18 protein-coding genes are annotated in these 16,988 nt (G+C 64.4%); 9 read left to right on the top strand and 9 right to left on the bottom strand.

Annotated elements, in window-relative coordinates:
- Nucleotides 1-9: 9 nt before the first annotated feature.
- The 3 genes from AC0L3J_RS24245 (at nucleotide 10) to AC0L3J_RS24255 (ending at nucleotide 2,134) form a co-directional block, all read left to right on the top strand.
- Nucleotides 10-180, top strand: a complete 171-nt coding sequence (locus AC0L3J_RS24245; protein ID WP_162847227.1) for a hypothetical protein — start codon at nucleotides 10-12, stop codon at nucleotides 178-180.
- Nucleotides 181-425: 245 nt separating this feature from the next.
- Complete coding sequence (locus AC0L3J_RS24250; RefSeq protein WP_456765928.1) at nucleotides 426-1,157, top strand: 4'-phosphopantetheinyl transferase family protein; 732 nt, start codon at nucleotides 426-428, stop codon at nucleotides 1,155-1,157.
- Entirely contained in the window at nucleotides 1,154-2,134 is a 981-nt protein-coding gene (locus AC0L3J_RS24255; protein WP_473348542.1) for an LLM class flavin-dependent oxidoreductase, read from the top strand. The genes AC0L3J_RS24250 and AC0L3J_RS24255 overlap by 4 nt, the downstream gene beginning before the upstream one ends.
- A 138-nt stretch (nucleotides 2,135-2,272) precedes the next feature.
- On the opposite strand, the gene AC0L3J_RS24260 is transcribed toward AC0L3J_RS24255, so the two are convergent.
- The 3 genes from AC0L3J_RS24260 to AC0L3J_RS24270 form a co-directional block, all read right to left on the bottom strand.
- A complete protein-coding gene (locus AC0L3J_RS24260; RefSeq protein WP_473348543.1) occupies nucleotides 2,273-3,298 on the bottom strand; it encodes a histone deacetylase family protein in 1,026 nt (341 codons plus the stop codon).
- Nucleotides 3,299-3,424: 126 nt separating this feature from the next.
- Entirely contained in the window at nucleotides 3,425-4,366 is a 942-nt protein-coding gene (locus tag AC0L3J_RS24265; RefSeq protein WP_473348544.1) for an SMP-30/gluconolactonase/LRE family protein, read from the bottom strand.
- Nucleotides 4,323-6,395 carry a PQQ-dependent sugar dehydrogenase gene (locus tag AC0L3J_RS24270; RefSeq protein WP_473348545.1) on the bottom strand — a complete coding sequence of 691 codons (2,073 nt, stop codon included), beginning with the start codon at nucleotides 6,393-6,395 and terminating at the stop codon, nucleotides 4,323-4,325. Before AC0L3J_RS24270 ends, AC0L3J_RS24265 begins: the two co-directional genes overlap by 44 nt.
- Nucleotides 6,396-6,601: 206 nt before the next feature.
- Between AC0L3J_RS24270 and AC0L3J_RS24275 the strand changes: the two genes are divergently transcribed.
- The 3 genes from AC0L3J_RS24275 to AC0L3J_RS24285 all read left to right on the top strand — a co-directional run bounded on the left by AC0L3J_RS24275 (nucleotide 6,602) and on the right by AC0L3J_RS24285 (nucleotide 8,869).
- A complete protein-coding gene (locus tag AC0L3J_RS24275) occupies nucleotides 6,602-6,835 on the top strand; it encodes a DUF6894 family protein (protein WP_007606355.1) in 234 nt (77 codons plus the stop codon).
- Between the two features lie 9 nt (nucleotides 6,836-6,844).
- Complete coding sequence (locus AC0L3J_RS24280; RefSeq protein ID WP_197031156.1) at nucleotides 6,845-7,021, top strand: hypothetical protein; 177 nt, start codon at nucleotides 6,845-6,847, stop codon at nucleotides 7,019-7,021.
- A gap of 258 nt (nucleotides 7,022-7,279) precedes the next feature.
- The gene (locus AC0L3J_RS24285; RefSeq protein WP_473348546.1) at nucleotides 7,280-8,869 is read left to right on the top strand and encodes a gamma-glutamyltransferase family protein; all 1,590 of its coding nucleotides are present in this window, start codon (nucleotides 7,280-7,282) and stop codon (nucleotides 8,867-8,869) included.
- 3 nt (nucleotides 8,870-8,872) lie between these two features.
- On the opposite strand, the gene AC0L3J_RS24290 is transcribed toward AC0L3J_RS24285, so the two are convergent.
- From AC0L3J_RS24290 to AC0L3J_RS24305, 4 genes are read right to left on the bottom strand one after another with little or no spacing between them, the layout of a single operon-like run.
- Complete coding sequence (locus AC0L3J_RS24290) at nucleotides 8,873-10,159, bottom strand: NAD(P)/FAD-dependent oxidoreductase (protein ID WP_473348547.1); 1,287 nt, start codon at nucleotides 10,157-10,159, stop codon at nucleotides 8,873-8,875.
- 12 nt (nucleotides 10,160-10,171) lie between these two features.
- Nucleotides 10,172-10,903, bottom strand: a complete 732-nt coding sequence (locus AC0L3J_RS24295; RefSeq protein ID WP_027568180.1) for an amino acid ABC transporter ATP-binding protein — start codon at nucleotides 10,901-10,903, stop codon at nucleotides 10,172-10,174.
- Nucleotides 10,900-11,553 (bottom strand): amino acid ABC transporter permease, encoded by a 654-nt coding sequence (locus AC0L3J_RS24300; RefSeq protein WP_007600584.1) that lies wholly within the window; start codon nucleotides 11,551-11,553, stop codon nucleotides 10,900-10,902. The genes AC0L3J_RS24295 and AC0L3J_RS24300 overlap by 4 nt, the downstream gene beginning before the upstream one ends.
- A 31-nt stretch (nucleotides 11,554-11,584) precedes the next feature.
- Entirely contained in the window at nucleotides 11,585-12,343 is a 759-nt protein-coding gene (locus AC0L3J_RS24305; RefSeq protein ID WP_473348548.1) for an ABC transporter substrate-binding protein, read from the bottom strand.
- 180 nt (nucleotides 12,344-12,523) lie between these two features.
- Here AC0L3J_RS24305 and AC0L3J_RS24310 point away from each other — a divergent pair, with 180 nt between their 5' ends.
- Nucleotides 12,524-13,198 (top strand): helix-turn-helix domain-containing protein, encoded by a 675-nt coding sequence (locus AC0L3J_RS24310; protein WP_473348549.1) that lies wholly within the window; start codon nucleotides 12,524-12,526, stop codon nucleotides 13,196-13,198.
- 105 nt (nucleotides 13,199-13,303) lie between these two features.
- Here the strand turns inward: AC0L3J_RS24310 and AC0L3J_RS24315 are convergent, their stop codons facing one another.
- Both AC0L3J_RS24315 and aptA read right to left on the bottom strand, forming a co-directional pair.
- The gene (locus tag AC0L3J_RS24315; protein WP_473348550.1) at nucleotides 13,304-14,569 is read right to left on the bottom strand and encodes a D-amino acid dehydrogenase; all 1,266 of its coding nucleotides are present in this window, start codon (nucleotides 14,567-14,569) and stop codon (nucleotides 13,304-13,306) included.
- Nucleotides 14,570-14,639: 70 nt separating this feature from the next.
- On the bottom strand, nucleotides 14,640-15,968 hold the full coding sequence (gene aptA / locus AC0L3J_RS24320) for an omega-aminotransferase AptA (protein ID WP_007600575.1): 1,329 nt from the start codon (nucleotides 15,966-15,968) through the stop codon (nucleotides 14,640-14,642).
- Between the two features lie 149 nt (nucleotides 15,969-16,117).
- Here aptA and AC0L3J_RS24325 point away from each other — a divergent pair, with 149 nt between their 5' ends.
- Nucleotides 16,118-16,666, top strand: a complete 549-nt coding sequence (locus AC0L3J_RS24325; RefSeq protein ID WP_473348551.1) for a cupin domain-containing protein — start codon at nucleotides 16,118-16,120, stop codon at nucleotides 16,664-16,666.
- A 141-nt stretch (nucleotides 16,667-16,807) separates the two neighbouring features.
- Entirely contained in the window at nucleotides 16,808-16,960 is a 153-nt protein-coding gene (locus AC0L3J_RS24330; RefSeq protein WP_456765940.1) for a hypothetical protein, read from the top strand.
- Nucleotides 16,961-16,988: the final 28 nt, after the last annotated feature.

Raw genomic sequence — 16,988 nt, forward strand, 5'->3', positions numbered from 1 at the left:
GAGTTCGTTATGGGTTTCATCAAATTTACCAAGGGCACCTCGTTGAGCGACAAGGACCGCAAGGCCCTGCAGAAGTTGCTCGGCGCCGAGAAGAAAAAGCTGCAGTCCGCGCTGAAGGACGTCGACGCCAGCATTTCGATGCTGGGCGGCTCCAAGAAGTCCAAGAAGAAGAAGACGTAAGACTCGTCGGCCGGGACGCCGCACGAATCTTCAGGCTTCAGTTTTCGGGCTTTTGTTTTCAGATTTGGCCGCTCGCGTGTCGAGTTGGGGTCTCGCACAAGCTTGCGCCCGTAAACCGGCCAGCAATCGACAAGGATTCGCCCGAGTGGACCGCTAGAAGCGGTCCGCTCAGTTAATTCTTGCTCAGTTGATTCTTCCGTCATGGCAGGGGATTTGGCCCCGGCCTGACGCCATGGGCCCAATTGATGGCAGACGACAGAATTGAACTGTTTGTCGGACTGATCGAGACTTTTGACGCGCCGGATGCGGTTGATACGTGCCGGCGCCTGCTCTCGGTCGACGAACGGGGACGAGCCGACCGCTTCAGGTTCGAGCGGCACCAGCGGCAATATATTTTCGCGCACGCGATGTTGCGCCTCGCGCTCTCGCACGTCGCACCTGATGTCGCCCCCACCGACTGGTCATTTGCGGCCGGGCGTTACGGGCGGCCGTTTGTCGCATCGCCCAAGACCTCGAGCACGCTGCATTTCAGCCTGTCGCACGCCGACGGCTGCGTCGCCTGCGTCGTATCGGGGCATGAGACCGTCGGCGTCGACGTCGAGACCGTGTCGAGTCGGGTGGCGCCGCTGTCGACCGCGCTTCGGTTCTTCGCGCCGGAAGAGGTCGAAACGCTGCGCGGGCTGCCGGAGCCCGCCGCGACCGAGCGCTTCTTCGACTACTGGACGCTGAAAGAGGCCTATCTGAAGGCTAGGGGTTTCGGCCTCAATTTGCCGCTCGACGCCTTCGCGATGCAGGTATCGCGCGAGGCCATCGAGATCAGCTTCACGCCCGATATCGCCGACGATCCGGAAGGCTGGCGATTCCAGCTGATCTCGCCGTCGCCCTCGCATCGTCTCGCGATCGCCGACGGCTCCCGCGCCACCGGTGGCCTTCCCATCACCCGCAATGCGTGGCCGCTGCAGGAGGCGGCTGAATGACACTGCCGCGGCTGCGCGTCTTTCCGGCGATTTCGCGCAACCGCGATCCCAAGAAATATGTCGGCGAGCTGATGCGGGTGGCGCAGTTCGCCGAGCGCAACGGCTTCGAGGGCATCCTGCTGTTCGAAGGCAACGACGTGTTCGTCGAGCCTTGGGCGATGGCCCAGCACATCATTGGCGAGACGACCCGATCCTCGCCGCTGATCGCCGTCAATCCGGTCTACATGCACCCGTTCACGGCGGCAAAATTCGTCTCGTCCTTTGCGCAGCTCCACGGCCGCAAGGTCTATCTCAACATGATCACGGGGACGGCGGTCAGCGATTTGCAGGGGCTCGGCGACGAGCAAACGCATGCCGACCGCTATGTCCGGCTCGGCGAATTCGTTGCGCTGATGCGCCAGTTGCTGGCAAGCCCGCGGCCGGCGACTTTCGAGGGCCGGTTCTACCGCGCGAGCAACCTGCAACTGCGGCCGCGCCTGCCGCCGGAGCTGATGCCGGAATTTCTGGTCGCAGGCCAGTCCGAGCCGGCACAGCGCGTCGCAAAGGAGACCGGCTGCATCAAGATGCAGATGCTGCCGCCCGATCTCGACCGCGGCCTCGATGCGCCCGGCGTGAATTTTGGAATTTTCGCCCGCGAGGGACGCGACGAGGCACGGCAAGCGGCAAAGGCGCGTTTCCGCGATAATGCCGACGATCGCGAGCTGCTCGTGCTCACCGTGGAGAACAGCGATTCCGTGTGGAAACGGCGGCTCTACGAGGGCCAGAGCGGCAAGCTCGCGGACAATGGCTATTGGCTGCTGCCGTTCCTGACCTTCCAGGCCGACTGCCCCTACCTCGTCGGCAGCTATGCGGAGATCGGCGCGAAGCTGAAGGAATTTGCCGCGAAGGGGCTGACCACGATCATGCTCGATATGGTCGCGGACGAGACCGAGATGCAGCACGTCTGCAAGGCGCTCGCGGCGAGCGGGATGTTTTGAGATGTTGATGAAATCGACCTAACCATCCACATCGTCATTGCGAGCGTAGCGAAGCAATCCAGAGCCCTCCCTGGAAAGATTCTGGATTGCTTCGCTACGCTCGCAATGACGGAGAATGACGGGCTACTCAGCGAGAAATCACCGCGCCTCTTCGAATCCCGCCAGCACCGAGGTCAGGTTCGCGCCGAGGATATCCGAGAGATAGCCGCCCTCCTGCACGAACACGGTCGGCAGGCCCATCTTCGCGATGGCCTGGCCGATGCGGCGGAAGCCGGGCGTGGTGACGGCGAGACCCTTCAGCGGATCGTGCTCGGAGGCGTCGAGGCCGAGCGCGATGACGAGGGCGCCGGGCGCAAAGGACTCGATCGCCTTGCGCGCGATGTCCATCGCCTGGATGTAGCCGTCATCCCCGGTGCCGATCGCCAGGGGAATGTTGAGGTTGGCGCCGAGGCCGGGACCTTCGCCGCGCTCATGCGCATAGCCCCACACGTACGGATAATACGCGACGGGATCGGCATGGATCGAGACCGTGTAGACGTCCGGCCGCGCGTAAAAGATGCCTTGCGTGCCGTTGCCGTGATGGACGTCGACGTCGAGGATCACGACACGCTCGTGCCTCTGCCGCAGATGCGCCGCCGCGATCGCGCTGTTGTTGAGGAAGCAGAAGCCGCCGGCCATGTCGCGATAGGCGTGATGGCCGGGCGGCCGGCAGAGCGCATAAGTCGCATCCTCGCCGTCCATCACCATCTGTGCCGCGGTGACCGCAACGTCGGTCGCGGCGCAGGCCGCGGCCCAGGTGCCCGGGCCGATCGGCGCCGCGGTGTCGGCGGTGTGCCAGCCGAGCTTGCCGGTGATATGAGTGGGATAAGTCGCGGCATGGCGCACCGGATGGATATTGCCGATCATCTCCGGACCGGAATCGCCGAGCGCAGTCCAGGCCTCCCAGGCCTCGCTCAGGAACGATAGATATTCCGGACTGTGGATGCGCGCACGCGGCCCCTGCCCGAATGTGGTTGGCTCGACCAGTTGATGCTTGCCGTCCTTCAATCCCTTGAGCAGGCGGTCGGCGCGCTCGGGCTGCTCGGTGGTGCGCTTGACGACGCCGCGAACCAGGAAGAATTGCGGATCGTGGCTGCGATGCAGCTCGGTATGGACGGCTTTCACTCGAACACTCCGTGGTCGCTTTGACGGTGCCACAGATGTCTAAATCCCCGCGGCGCCGAGATGCAAGCAAGAAGAATGCCGCCCCTGTCCCACCGCCCTGCGCCGCAAGCAGATCGCTCGTGAAGCTCAGCAGCGCCCGCGCTGAAGGCAGTGCTCGCGGCCCTGCTGGTCGGTGCGGAAGGACTCGACGAAGCCGCCCTGACGCTGGGTGACGAAGATCGTCTTGCCGTCGTGGCCGCCGAAGGCGAGGTTGGTCGGCTCCTTGGCCCTCAGCGCGATCTCCCGTTCGACTGCGCCATTGGCCTTCATCAACGTGATCGTGCCCTTGAGGATACGCGCGACATAGAGGCGGCCAGCCATGTCGGTGCGCAGGCCATCGACAGTGTCAGGCTGAAACGCCTTGACGAGTTTTGGATTGGTGAGCTCGTTGCCGCCGACCGTGTAGGACCAGATCTGGCCACTGCTGGATTCCCCGACATAGAGCGTCTTGTCATCAGGGCTGAGGTCGATGCCGTTGGTGGTGCCCATCGCGCGCGGCACCGACATGACCTGTCCCTGCACCGTTCCGTCGGCTCCCTTCGCGATGCGCCAGATGTGGCCTTCGCGACCTTTCCAGTTCGGATCGCTCGCGTAGATCGTGCCGTCGCGGGCGATGGTGATGTCGTTGGGCTGGTTCATCTCGTCGGAGTGAAACCAGATGGCGGGCTCGGTCGATCCCTTCGGGATCGCGAAGATGTTGTGCTTCTTGTAGTCGGCGATGAACATGGTGCCGTCGCGCGCGAAGCGGATGGCATTGCCGACGCTGCCCTCGGGCAAACCCGTGAACGGCTCGGACGCCGCGCCGCCGACAGGCAGCTTGCCGATGGTGCCGGGCTTGCCGAAATTGACGACGAAGAGATTGCCGTCGAGATCGGCGGCCGGCCCTTCGACGCCGAAGGTGTATTCGCCTGATGGCGTCACCTGCACGCTTTCGAACAGTTTCGTTTCCGCTCGTGCCGGTGCCGTCGCAAGGACGAGAACAACGCTACTGCACAGGCACCAGAAATTCCTGCCGGATGTAATAGCCATCGCCGTCGCTGCACTCGCCATTCAGATAGGGATCGGCCGGCCGGAAGAAGCGGCTGAAGCCGAGTTTGTCTACAGCGTTCCTTTGTGTCACGACGACGACCTTGGCAGCCGGTATTTCGCCGCATTCCTTGTTGGTTTTGCCAAAGAACTTGCGCTGCGGCGGGCCGGACTTGATCCGCATCCGGATACCTGGAACCATTTTTGACACCAGCAGATCCGCCGTGTCGCGCAGGCGCGCGTAGCCAGGTTCAGCCTTCGGCAGGCCTTCGCCACCCGGCGGCATCAGCTTCTCCGCACCTAACCCGCGAAGCCGCGTGCGCAACTTGCCGGAGTCGGGATCACCAGGATAAATCCAGCTATCCTGCGACAGCATGAAGCGAAGCACCGTCGCGTCCTTCTGTGCGTCCGATTGGCCCGGCTTTAGGCCGAAATCCGAGTGACAGCCGACGCAGTGCTTTTCGACGAGGCCCTTGCGCAAATTGGTGAGCCGGACGCTGTTCTGCGCGTCCCTGGCAACGAAAACCGCCAGTTGATCGATCAGCGCCTGGCTACGCATGTCGCAGGGCAACGGCGACGGCGCATCGCCCGCGGCGCGGTCGATCCGGATCACGGTCTGGTTCTTGTCCTCGACCAGCCAGATGGCGCCGTCCTCCGCGACCGTCATGCCGACCGGCGCACCTTGCGGCCGCGCGCCGTTGACGCGGTGCCAGCCTGCGATCAGCTCCTCGAACGGCGCGGCGGCGACATCGCCAGCCTCGGTTTGGAAGCTGTGGGTCGGATCGGCCGCGCAGCTGACATGATAGCGTACCGGCGGCGGGGCGGGCTTCGGGAAGCCGTGCTCGTCGACGTCATAGACGATCACGCGGCTGCCGGTCGGGCGATAGCCATGCAGGCCGACCAGCAGTCTGCCCTCGAGCTCCGGAAATTTCGCGCCGTGATAATAGAGCATCGCGAGCGGCGCGCCGTGCGGCGGCAGCAGCGAGAACGGCGCCTTGTAGAGAGCGTTGGCGATGCACAGCGATTTGTAGACCCCCGACTGCAACACGATCCTGAATTCGGGACTCGGCGTCGTCACATCGTAGCAATAAGGCCAGCCGTAATGCCTGCCCTGCTCGATCGCGTTGATCTCCTCGTTCGGCTTGAAAATGTCAGGCAGGTCGCGGCCGTTCTCGCCTTGCAGGAAGGCATAGCCCGCATCGGGAAAGTTCGGGTGCAGCGCCAGCGCCATCGAGTTGCGCAGGCCGCGCGCATAGACGCCGTGCGGCGGGTCGGGTTCGCCAGGCTTCAACGCCGGGAAGATACCGCCCGGGGGCGGCGTGAACAGCCAGATCGATGCCATCGCGGAAGCGCCCTCGGCCGCCGCGCAAGGTTTCGTGATCGGCGCCGGCGTGATGCAGTCGTCGCTGTGCGAGCCGATGTTGACGAACAGCCGGCCGTTCTTATCAAAGACAAACTGCTTGAGTGGATGCGCGCTCTCGTCGAGCTTTGTGCCATCGGGCAATGTGACCCGGCGGCCGGGCATGTGACGGACGATGGTCTCGACCGTGTCGCGCGGATTGTCGGCGAGCGGATCGAATCGGAAGATCGTCTCCGCGCTCGAGGCATAGAGCTTCTTGTCCGGGCCGATCACGAGACCGAACGGATATTCGATTGCAGTCAGCAGCTCCTTGAACCGCTGTCCCTGGGGCGCGCGCGGGTCGAGCAACAGCAGCCGACCATCGGTATGGCCCCAGCCCGCCATGTCGGCGACCACGAACAGGTCACGACCGGGCACCTGGACGATCGAGCGCGGGAATTTCAGCCGATCCTCCTCGCTGGCGACGAGGCCGGCGCAAAATCCCGCCTTCATGTCGATCTGGATTTTTGGAAAAGCCAGATCGGCACTGCCGCAGGTCTCCGTGCCGATCGCATAGCCGCTCTTGCGGACCGGTTCTGATGAGCCTACCGAGGTGAGGGTCAGGAGGACCACCAAGGCGCCCGCGCATGCGCGCAGGCTTCGGCTTTCGCGCCAAAATGTGAGGTGGTTCACGGCGCCTCCCGGACTTTCCGTCCAGGGTTGTTCCATGCCGTGGGAATGCCGTCCAGTTGATCAACACCCCCTTGTGATCAAACCGGCAGGGGGCTTGGCGCCGACCAATCTCCGTAGATTCCCTTACCGGGCTCGGCCCGAATGTTTCGCGAATGCTTCGGGTGGTATTGCTTTGCCGTCCCAATCGCTCCCAATAGGAGACGCATATGGTCCAGGTCTATTTTCACTGCTCCAACTTGGACGGCACGCTGATCGATCGCAGCGGCACAGCCGTGACCAACCTGACCGAGGCGCGCGACCGTGCCGCCCAGATCATGAACGCGATGATCCTGACGCCCGGCGCTGAGGATTGGCGCGACTGGGTCATCCATGTCAGCGGCTCCGATGGCGAGGAGATCTTCGATCTCCCCTTCACTGCCATGCTCGGCAAGCCGCACTGAGGTGATGCCATGCTGCTCGCGTCACTGACCCTGCTCCGCCAGCCCCTGAACTTCGTCGCCAGCAAATGGCAGACGCTGATGCGGGTCGCGGGCAATCCCTACCGCCCCGAGCTTCACTACATGCGCGGGCCTGGCCCGAAATGGCACGCCAAGTATCAGGCCAGCCGGCTGGATCGCGCGCGCTGAGCCCTGCGGCTCCTGCTCCCCACTGATCGGTGTCTCAATGCGTCATGCCCGGGGATAGCCGTCCGAAGGACGGCGTCGCTTCCGCTCGCCTATGCCCCGGGCATTCTCGTCTTTCCGAGCACCATCCCCTGCCTGTTTCACACCAGCCATGCCGCGCCGCGCTTTCGATGTTCTCGCTGGGGGCAATGTGCCATTCTTTGTGCGCTCCGCCGAATGCGGAGCTCAGCGCAACGAAACCCAAGACAGCACACAAACATCATGCCTCACCAATTCAGCCACGCCCAAACCGTCCGCAAGCCCGCCGTCACATCCAAAGGCGGCATCGTCGCCGCGCAATCGCGGCGGGCGGCCGAAGTGGGGGCGCAAGTGCTGGCGGCGGGCGGCGACTGCGTGGACGCGATCGTCGCCACCACCTTCGCGCTCAATGTGCTGGAGCCCTGGAACAGCGGCATGGGCGGCGGCGGCGCGATGGTGCTCTACCGTGCCGCGGAAAATCGCTATGAGGTGATCGACTACGGCATGTGCGCGCCGCAAAGCCTGCGCGCCGTCGACTATCCGCTCAGCGGCGAAGGCGCGGCTTCCGACCTGTTTCCCTGGCAGCGGGTCAAGGACGACCGCAATATCCACGGCCCCGGCTCCATCGCCGTGCCCGGGGTCGTCACCGGCATGGAAGAGGCGCATCGCCGCCACGCCAGGCTGCCATGGAAAGATCTCGTCGCGCCGGCCGTCGCCCTCGCCGGTGAAGGCCTGCTGGTCGACTGGTGGACCACGCTGACGATCGCGGCATCGGCGGCCGATCTTCGGCGCTATCCGGGAAGCGCGGCCACGTTCCTGAAGGATGGCCTCCCTCCGAGCGCGCCATGGGGTATCAAGTCCGAGACGCGGCTGCCGCTGGATACACTGAAGGCGACGCTGGCGTATCTTGCGGCCGCCGGTCCGCGCGATTTCTACCAGGGCGACCTCGCCAGAAGCATCGCGTCCGACATCAAGGCCGACGGCGGCGCGCTGTCGGTGGAGGACCTCGCCGCGTTCCGAGCCCATCTGCGCGATCCGCTGGCGATCCCCTATCGCGGCGGCAAGGTGTTTGCGACGCCGGAGCTCACGGCCGGGCCGACCATGGCGCATGCGCTGCGCCTGTTGCAGCAGAACCTGAAGCCGGGAAGCGCGCCCGATGCGGCCGCCTATGCCGAATATGCCGCCGCGCTGCAATCGGCCTATCGCGAGCGGCTCAAGGACATGGGCGATGCCGACGGCAAGCGCTCGCTCGGCGCGGACTATCTGGCGCCCGCCTGCACCACGCACTTCTCGGTAGTCGATCGCCACGGCAACATCGCGGCGGTGACGCAGACGCTGCTGTCTTCCTTCGGCTCGAAATACGTCACGCCGCATACCGGCATCGCCATGAACAACGGCATCATGTGGTTCGACCCCATGCCGGGCACCACCAACTCGCTCGCCCCTGGAAAGCGCTGCCTCACCAACTACACGCCTGTCATCGCCGAGGCCAAGGACGGCAGACGGCTCGCGGTCGGCGCCTCCGGCGGTCGCCGCATCCTGCCGTCGGTGATGCAGATCGTGTCCTTTGCGATGGATTTCGGCATGGATCTCGATGCCGCGATCCACCAGCCGCGCATCGACGCCAGCGAAGGCGCGATCGTGATCGGCGATACCAGGTTGCCGGCGGACACACGCGAGACGCTCGCGGCGCGATTCGACTATGAAGAGGCGCGAGTGCAGTCCTTGCCGCAAAAATTCGCCTGCCCGAGCGTCGTGATGCGCGACGGCGACACCAATTCCGGCGCGGTCGAGATCTTCCAGCCCTGGGCCGACGCGGTGGCGGAGGGCTGAGGCTTAGATCCCCAGCCGGTCGCGCACGCGACCAGCGATCACTGCCGTCGTCACGCCGACCGGCCAGAAGGCATGCATCGGGATCGGCTTGATGCCGGTGACGGGCATGTCGATCTCGGCCTTGGCGCCGCCGATCAGACGCCGCGCCAGCTGCGCGCCCATGGCCGTCGAGAGCGCGACGCCGCGGCCGTTGCAGCCGAGCGAGATCAGGATGTTGTCCGCTGGCTCGTGCACATGCGGATAATGATCCGCGGTGATGGCGAGCCGGCTGTTCCAGCCATGGGTCCAGGCGACGCCCTTGAGCTGCGGCCATAGCCGCTCGGCGTATCGCATGAGATAAGCGACGTCGCGCGGCGAATTGATCCAGCGCATCGGACCGCGACCACCCATCAAGAGGCGGTTCTGCTGATCGATGCGGTAATAGACCGTGATGTGGCCGCTCTCGTAAAGGACGGGACGCGTCGGCATGATCGAACGCGCGACCTCATCCGAAAGCGGCGCGGTGGCCGCGATCGAGGAGAACACCGGCACGATGGTGCGGCGAAGCGCCGGCCAGAGATCGTCGGTAAAACCGTTGGTCGCGAGCAGCACCTTGTCGGCATGCACCACCGCGCGCGGCGTCTCGATGCGCCAGCGGCTGCCCTCGCGACGGAGCGACAGCGCCGGTGTTTCGCCGTGCACCTTTGCGCCCGCGGAGATCGCGGCGCGCGCAAGGCCGCGGGCGTAGCTGAGCGGATGCAGGTCGCCGCCGCGGGTATCGAGCATGGCGCCGATGTAGCGATCGGTGCCGGTCATCTCGCGCAACTGCTCGCGATTGAGGTACGTCACCGGCATGCCGCGGGCGATGCACTGTTGTGCGGTTGTCTCGATCGCGGCGGCGCTGGCCTCGTTATAGGCCGCACGCAGCGTGCCGTTCTGCCGCGCCTCGCACGGGATCTGGTAGCGGCGGATCAAATCGTGGGTGAAATCGGTCGTGCCATAGGAGAACCCGACCATGCGGCGGCCGAGCTCGGCGCCGAAATCGGCCTCGATCTGATCGGGATCGTGCTTCAGTCCCGGATTGGTGTGACCGCCATTGTTGCCGGATGCGCCCCAGCCCGGCTCCTGCGCCTCCAGCACCAGTGCCTCGACACCCTGCTCCGCCAGATGTAACGCGGTGGACAGGCCGGTGTAGCCGCCGCCGATGATGGCGACCGAGACCGTCTTGTCGATGTCGAGCGGCGGCGTGGCCACCGGCGGGACGGCAGTGTCGGCATAGAGAGACGGCGGCAGAGGCAGGCGCGTGGTCATGGCGAAGACCGATCAGAGCGGATGCAGCACGCGGCGCAGAAAATCCTGCGTCCGCGCATGCTGCGGTTGGTTGAGCACCGATTTCGCCGGTCCCTGCTCGACGATGACGCCGCCGTCGATGAACAGCACGCGGTCGGCGACGTCGCGGGCAAAGCCCATCTCGTGGGTGACGACGACCATGGTCATGCCGTCGTCGGCGAGCTTGCGCATCACGCCGAGAACGTCGCCGACCAATTCAGGATCGAGCGCCGAGGTCGGTTCGTCGAACAGGATGGCCTTGGGCTGCATCGCCAGCGCCCGCGCGATCGCGACGCGTTGTTGCTGGCCGCCGGAGAGCTGCGGCGGATGTTCGTTGGCTTTCTCGGCAAGGCCCACCTGGGCGAGCAGCGCGCGGCCACGCTCGAATGCGGCAGCGCGCGGCTCCTTCTTCACATAGAGCGGTCCTTCGACCACGTTTTCCAGCACCGTCCGGTGCGGAAACAGGTTGAAGCGCTGGAACACCATCGAGACCTGGGTGCGGACTTGCACGATCGACGGCGCGTCGCGGTCGACCTTCAATCCCTCGACACTGATCTCGCCGCGGTCATAGCTTTCGAGACCATTGATACAGCGCAAGATGGTGGACTTACCGGAGCCGGAGGGGCCGACGATGCAGACCACCTCGCCCTTCTGGACGGACGCCGTGATGCCCTTGAGCACCTCGTTCTCGCCAAAGCTCTTGTGGACGTCGGTCAGCTCGATCATTTCTTGCCGGCCCGCTTCTCGAAGTGACGGACCAGCAGGATCAGCGGAATGCTCATGGTGAGATACATCAGCGCGACCATCGTAAACACGTTGGTGTTCTTGAAGGTCGAGGACGCGATCAGCTTGCCCTGAAGGGCGAGCTCGGCAACCGTGATGGTTGAGGCCTGCGAGGAATCCTTCAGCATCATGATCATGACGTTACCGTAGGGCGGCAGCACGATGCGCACCGCCTGCGGCAGCACGACGCGACGCATGGTCAGCCACCAGCCCATGCCGATCGATTGCGCCGCCTCGATCTGCCCCTTGTCGATGGCCTCGATGCCGGCGCGGAAATTTTCCGCCTGATAGGCCGAGTAGGCGATGCCGAGCCCGAGGATCGCGGCCTGCAACGCGCTGAGCGTGACGCCGAGATCGGGCATCACGAAGTAGAGGTAGAACAACAGCACGATGATCGGAATGCCGCGGATCACGTTGATCAGGCTGGCGCTGAGCAGCGACAGGACGCGGATGCCGGAGACCCGCATCATCGCCCAGACCAGGCCAAGCACCGTCGAGAGCAGCAGCGAGCCGATGGTGACGACGATCGTCAGCACGACGCCGCTCATCAGGATCGGGAAGAATTCGGCCGCGTCGTGCCAGAAACCTTTCATCGATCAGCTTTCATCGATTGGCCGCCGGCGATCAACCCTGTGCCTTCAGGCCCCATTTATCGAGGATCTTGTCGATGGTTCCGTTGGCCTTCAGCTTGGCGAGCGAAGCGTTGATCTTGCCGAGCAGCGCGGCTTCGCCCTTGCGCACGCCGATGCCGACCGAGCCGACGGTGACGGGCTTGTAGCCGTCGACCAGGCGCACCTCGGGAAAGCCGCCCTGCTTCAGATTGTAGGCGAGGATCGGGTAGTCGGCATAACCGGCCTTGAGGCGGCCGGTGTTCACGTCGCGCAGGATGTCGGGGATGGTGTCGTAGGCTTTGACGTCGGCGAACAGGCCGGACTTCTTCAGCGCGTCGACGAAGGCGGTGCCGACCTGGGCGCCGACCGTCTCACCCTTCAGATCGTCCTGGGTGGCGTAGGCCTTGGTGTCGCTCTTGGGAACCACGAGGCCTTCACCATAGGTGTAGATCGGGTCGGAGAAGTCGACGACCTCCTTGCGCGGCGCCGTGATGAACATCGCGGCCGCGATGATGTCGATCTTGCTCGATGTCAGCGACGGTATCAGCGCCGAGAACTGCATCGGCTCGATCTGCACGTTGAAGCCGGCATCCTTGCCCACTTCAGTGACGAGATCGACCATGATGCCCTGGATGCTATTGCTCTTGGTGTCGAGGAAGGTGAAGGGAATGCCTGTCGGCGTCGAGCCGACCTTCAGCACTTGCTGCGCCGAAGCCGGCGCTGCTGCGGCAATCGCGAGTGCCGCGACCGCGGCCAGACCAAAACGCTTCATCGCATCCCCCTTGGGCCCGGCCGATGGCGGCGCTCGCAGATCTCGTCATCGCAGACGTTGCGGGCCAAGCCGTTTCGGCCTATTTTCACCAGTATGAAAATTTGGTCACACTTTCGCGGCCGTTGCAAGCGGTTTTCATGCACATGAAGGAAGCGGTTTGACGTGAGCGGTGGCAAAAGAATGCGCAGACCGGCCGCCGCAAAGCCGGCGAAGAAGGTGCAGATAAAGGTGAAGGTGAAAGCCAACGCCAAGGTCAAGGCTATCGCCAAAGCGGCCGAGCCGGCGATGGACGTCGCGGTCGGCCGCCGTATCCGCGATCTCAGGCGCATCAGGCAATTCTCGCTCGAGACGGTCGCCTCGCGCACGGATCTCTCGATCGGATTCCTCAGCCAGATCGAGCGCGGCCTGTCGTCGCCGTCGCTGCGCGTACTGGCCACGCTCGCCGATGTGCTCGGCGTCGGCATCGCCGCGCTGTTCGGCGCGAGCCCGAATGCCGACGGCGCATCCGACCAAATCGTCACGCGCGGGCTTCAACGGCCCGAACTGAAGCTCTGGCGCACCGGCGTGTCGAAGCAATTGCTGAGCCCCGCCAGCACCGACAACCGGCTCAATCTGTTCCTGGTACATCTGGAGCCCGGCGGCTCCACCGGCGACGAGCTCTACACCCATGACGGCGAAGAAGCCGGCCTCGTTCTCGAAGGCGAGATGATGCTGACGGTGGACAGCGAGACATGGTCGCTGAAGACCGGCGACAGTTTTCGGTTTGCAAGCCGACGACCGCACCGGTTTTCAAATCCGGCCGACGACGCGAAGGCGGTGGTGCTGTGGGTGAATTGCATGACGGGGACGGCGTAGCGCAGCCGTCATTGCGAGCGAAGCGAAGCAATCCAGACTCTCACCGCGAAGACACTCTGGATTGCTTCGTCGCTTCGCTCCTCGCAATGACGCGAGGATAGAGTCTTAACCGAACCGATACTTATATCGATCCACCGTCAGCGCACTCACATCAATGTCCGGCTTCTTGCCCGACAGCATGTCGGCGAGCACGCGGCCGGAGCCGCACGACATGGTCCAGCCGAGCGTGCCGTGGCCGGTGTTGAGGTGAAGGTTGGCGTATTGCGTCGGGCCGATCACGGGCGGGCCATCCGGGGTCATCGGGCGCAGGCCGCTCCAGAACGTCGCCTTGGAGAGATCGCCGCCGCGCGGGAACAGATCGGTCAGCGAGTGGTCGAGCGTGGCGCGGCGCGCGTCGTAGAGCTTGGTCGAGAAGCCGGAGATTTCGGCGGTGCCGCCGACGCGGATGCGATCGCCAAGGCGCGTGATCGCGACCTTGTAGCTCTCGTCCATCACGGTCGATTCCGGCGCGCCCGAGGCGTCCTTGATCGGCACCGTGATCGAATAACCCTTCACCGGATAGACCGGCAGCGAGATGCCGAGGGGTGCGACGAGGCGCGACGAATAGCTTCCGAGCGCCAGGACGTAGGCGTCCGCCTGCAACATTCCGGCGCTGGTGGCGACCCCGCTGACGCGCCCGCCGTCGGTGACGATGCGGTCGATGCCGGTGTTGAACAAGAAGCGCACGCCGAGCGCTTCGGCATGCTTGGCCAGCGCCTGCGTGAACATGTGGCAGTCGCCGGTCTCGTCCTGCGGCAAGCGTAGTCCGCCCGCGAACTTCTCCTTCACGCCCGCCAGCGCCGGCTCGGCCGCGATGCAGCCTTCCCGGCTCAGCACTTCAAACGGCACGCCGTACTCCTTGAGCACGGCGATGTCTTCGCCGGTGCCGTCGAGTTGGGCCTGATAGCGGAACAGCTGGAGCGTGCCCTGCGAGCGCTCGTCATACTGGATGCCGATGTCGCGGCGCAGATCGCGCAGGCAATCGCGGCTATATTCCGCGATCGGAATCATCCGGCTCTTGTTGATCGCGTAGCGTTCGCTGGTGCAGTTGCGCAGCATCTTGAGCAGCCAGACCCACATCACGGGATCGAGCTTCGGCCGGATCACCAGCGGGCCGTGCTTCATCAGCAGCCATTTGACCGCCTTCACCGGTACGCCGGGACCAGCCCAAGGCGAGGAATAGCCGGGCGACACTTCGCCGGCATTGGCAAAGGAGGTCTCGAGCGCCGGTTCGGGCTGACGGTCGACAACCGTCACCTCATGGCCGGCACGCGCGAGGTAGTAGGCAGAGGTGACACCGATGACACCGCTACCGAGGATCAGAACTTTCACGCTTGGTCAAACTCCCGCGGCATCACGCTCGCCGCTGCAAGAGGAAACTCCGCAACGGCGAGAGCAATTATCAGGCCACCCGCTTGATGGCATCGCCGAGGATCGACACGATATCGTCGATGTGGCTCTTCTCGACGATGAGCGGGGGCGACAGCGCAAAGCTATCGCCGCTCATGCGGAAGTACAGCCCGCGATTGAAGCAATCGACCATGACGTCGTAGCCACGCACGCCGACCGTACCGTCACGCGGCGACAACTCGACCGCGCCCATCAGGCCGCAATTGCGGATATCGACGACATTGGGCAGGCCCTTCAGCGAATGCAGCGCATCGCGCCAATATTCTGAGATCGAAGCACCGCGCGTCAGCAGGCCTTCATCCTTATAGATGTCGAGCGTGGCGATGCCCGCGGCGCAGGCGACCGGATGCGCCGAATAAGTGTAGCCGTGGAACAGCTCCATCGCGTTCTCCGGGCCGACCATCAGGCCGTCGTGAACCTTGCGGCTCGCGAACACGGCGCCGCAGGGAATGGTGCCGTTAGTGATGCCCTTGGCCGTCGTCATCATGTCAGGCGTGACGCCGAAGAAGTTGGCAGCGAACGGCGTGCCGAGCCGGCCGAAGCCGGTGATGACCTCGTCGAAGATCAGGAGGATGCCGTGCTTGTCGCAGATCTCGCGCAGGCGCTGGAGATAGCCCTTCGGCGGCGGCAACACCGCGGTCGAGCCCGGCACCGGCTCGACGATGACGGCAGCAATGGTCTCGGCGCCGTGCAGGGCCACCAGCCGCTCGAGATCATCGGCGAGCTCGGCGCCATGCTCGGGCTGATCCTTGGCGAAGGCGTTGCGGGTGAGATCGTGGGTGTGGCGGATGTGGTCGACGCCCGGCAGCAGGGTGGCGAAGGCGCGGCGATTGGCGACCATGCCGCCGACCGAGGTACCGCCGAATCCGACGCCGTGATAGCCGCGCTCGCGGCCGATCAGGCGGGTGCGGCTCGCCTGGCCGTTGGCGCGATGATAGGCGAGCGCGATCTTCAGCGCGGTGTCGACCGACTCTGAGCCGGAATTGGTGAAGAAGATGCGATCGAGGCCCTTCGGCGCGATCTCGGCCAGACGCTCGGCGAAGTCGAATGCCAGCGGATGGCCCATCTGGAACGACGGTGCGAAGTCCAGCGTCATCAGCTGGCGCTCGACGGCCGCGGCGATCTGCTTGCGGCCGTGGCCGGCATTGACGCACCAGAGGCCGGCGGAGGCGTCGATCACCTTGCGGCCGTCGACGGTGGTGTAGTGCATGCCCTCGGCCGAGGAGAACAGGCGCGGCGCCTTCTTGAACTGCCGGTTGGCCGTGAATGGCATCCAGAACGAGTCGGTCTTGATGGTGTTCGGAATCTGATGAAGGGTCACGGGCCACGCTCCTTTGCTGACCTGCTACCAGAGGCACGGCTTGAAAAGCGCAACAAGTCCTTTTCTGACCGGCTGCAAGCCATTGATTTGACTAGGGCTGCCGGTCCATATTTGCGCGATCCGCAACACCTGCAACACGGGACAGGGATATGAGCGTCGATATCGGTGGACGGCTGCGATTCATCCGGGCGCGCCAGAAGCTGTCGCAGCGCGAACTCGCCAAACGCGCCGGCGTCACCAATTCGACGATCTCGCTGATCGAATCCAACCAGATGAACCCATCGGTGGGGGCGCTCAAGCGCATCCTCGACGGCATCCCGATGGGGCTCGCCGAGTTCTTCGCGCTGAAGCCGGAGAGCCGGCGCAAGATCTTCTACCGCGGTGAAGAGCTGACCGAGGTCGGCAAGAAGCCGATCTCGTATCGGCAAGTAGGCGACAATCTGTTCGGTCGCAGCCTGCAGATCCTGAAGGAGCGCTACGAGCCCGGCAGCGACACCGGGCGCGTTCACCTCGTCCATGACGGCGAGGAGGGCGGCATCGTGATCTCGGGAAGGCTCGAAGTCACCGTCGAGGACGAGCGCCGCATCCTCAATCCGGGCGATGCCTACTATTTCGAGAGCCGTCGCCCGCATCGCTTCCGCTGTGTCGGCGGCAAGCCGTGCGAGGTGATCTCGGCCTGCACACCACCGACGTTTTGAAGGTTGTCCGCAATCCTACGGAGCCACCGGTATCTTACGGAGGTTGAGCCATCTCAATTTCCGCAGCCTGATCCTCTATATGTTTCGAGCCATAGCCAAGCAGCCTCCGCTTTCCGGAGCCGCTTCGTAACAGGGCTCGCTATGAAGATCACGCTCGCCAATGCAGAGGCCGCACTCGATGAAGTGCAGCGCGACAGCGACAGGCTCCATTCGGAGGAGCTGCGCAAGACCATCGCGAACTACATCGAGTCGCAGCGAGAAGCGCTCAAGGCTCTTCGCAAGAAGCTGCATTAGCACGCGGCGGAGCGAGACGGCCTCGCCC

Source organism: Bradyrhizobium sp. Kon37, assembly GCF_055807535.1.

Coding starts and splice junctions, on each gene's coding strand:
- AC0L3J_RS24245 (WP_162847227.1), top strand. CDS start 10: ATGGGTTTCATCAAATTTACCAAGGGCACCTCGTTGAGCGACAAGGAC.
- AC0L3J_RS24250 (WP_456765928.1), top strand. CDS start 426: ATGGCAGACGACAGAATTGAACTGTTTGTCGGACTGATCGAGACTTTT.
- AC0L3J_RS24255 (WP_473348542.1), top strand. CDS start 1,154: ATGACACTGCCGCGGCTGCGCGTCTTTCCGGCGATTTCGCGCAACCGC.
- AC0L3J_RS24265 (WP_473348544.1), bottom strand. CDS start 4,366: ATGGCTATTACATCCGGCAGGAATTTCTGGTGCCTGTGCAGTAGCGTT.
- AC0L3J_RS24275 (WP_007606355.1), top strand. CDS start 6,602: ATGGTCCAGGTCTATTTTCACTGCTCCAACTTGGACGGCACGCTGATC.
- AC0L3J_RS24280 (WP_197031156.1), top strand. CDS start 6,845: ATGCTGCTCGCGTCACTGACCCTGCTCCGCCAGCCCCTGAACTTCGTC.
- AC0L3J_RS24285 (WP_473348546.1), top strand. CDS start 7,280: ATGCCTCACCAATTCAGCCACGCCCAAACCGTCCGCAAGCCCGCCGTC.
- AC0L3J_RS24290 (WP_473348547.1), bottom strand. CDS start 10,159: ATGACCACGCGCCTGCCTCTGCCGCCGTCTCTCTATGCCGACACTGCC.
- AC0L3J_RS24295 (WP_027568180.1), bottom strand. CDS start 10,903: ATGATCGAGCTGACCGACGTCCACAAGAGCTTTGGCGAGAACGAGGTG.
- AC0L3J_RS24300 (WP_007600584.1), bottom strand. CDS start 11,553: ATGAAAGGTTTCTGGCACGACGCGGCCGAATTCTTCCCGATCCTGATG.
- AC0L3J_RS24305 (WP_473348548.1), bottom strand. CDS start 12,343: ATGAAGCGTTTTGGTCTGGCCGCGGTCGCGGCACTCGCGATTGCCGCA.
- AC0L3J_RS24310 (WP_473348549.1), top strand. CDS start 12,524: ATGCGCAGACCGGCCGCCGCAAAGCCGGCGAAGAAGGTGCAGATAAAG.
- AC0L3J_RS24325 (WP_473348551.1), top strand. CDS start 16,118: ATGAGCGTCGATATCGGTGGACGGCTGCGATTCATCCGGGCGCGCCAG.
- AC0L3J_RS24330 (WP_456765940.1), top strand. CDS start 16,808: ATGAAGATCACGCTCGCCAATGCAGAGGCCGCACTCGATGAAGTGCAG.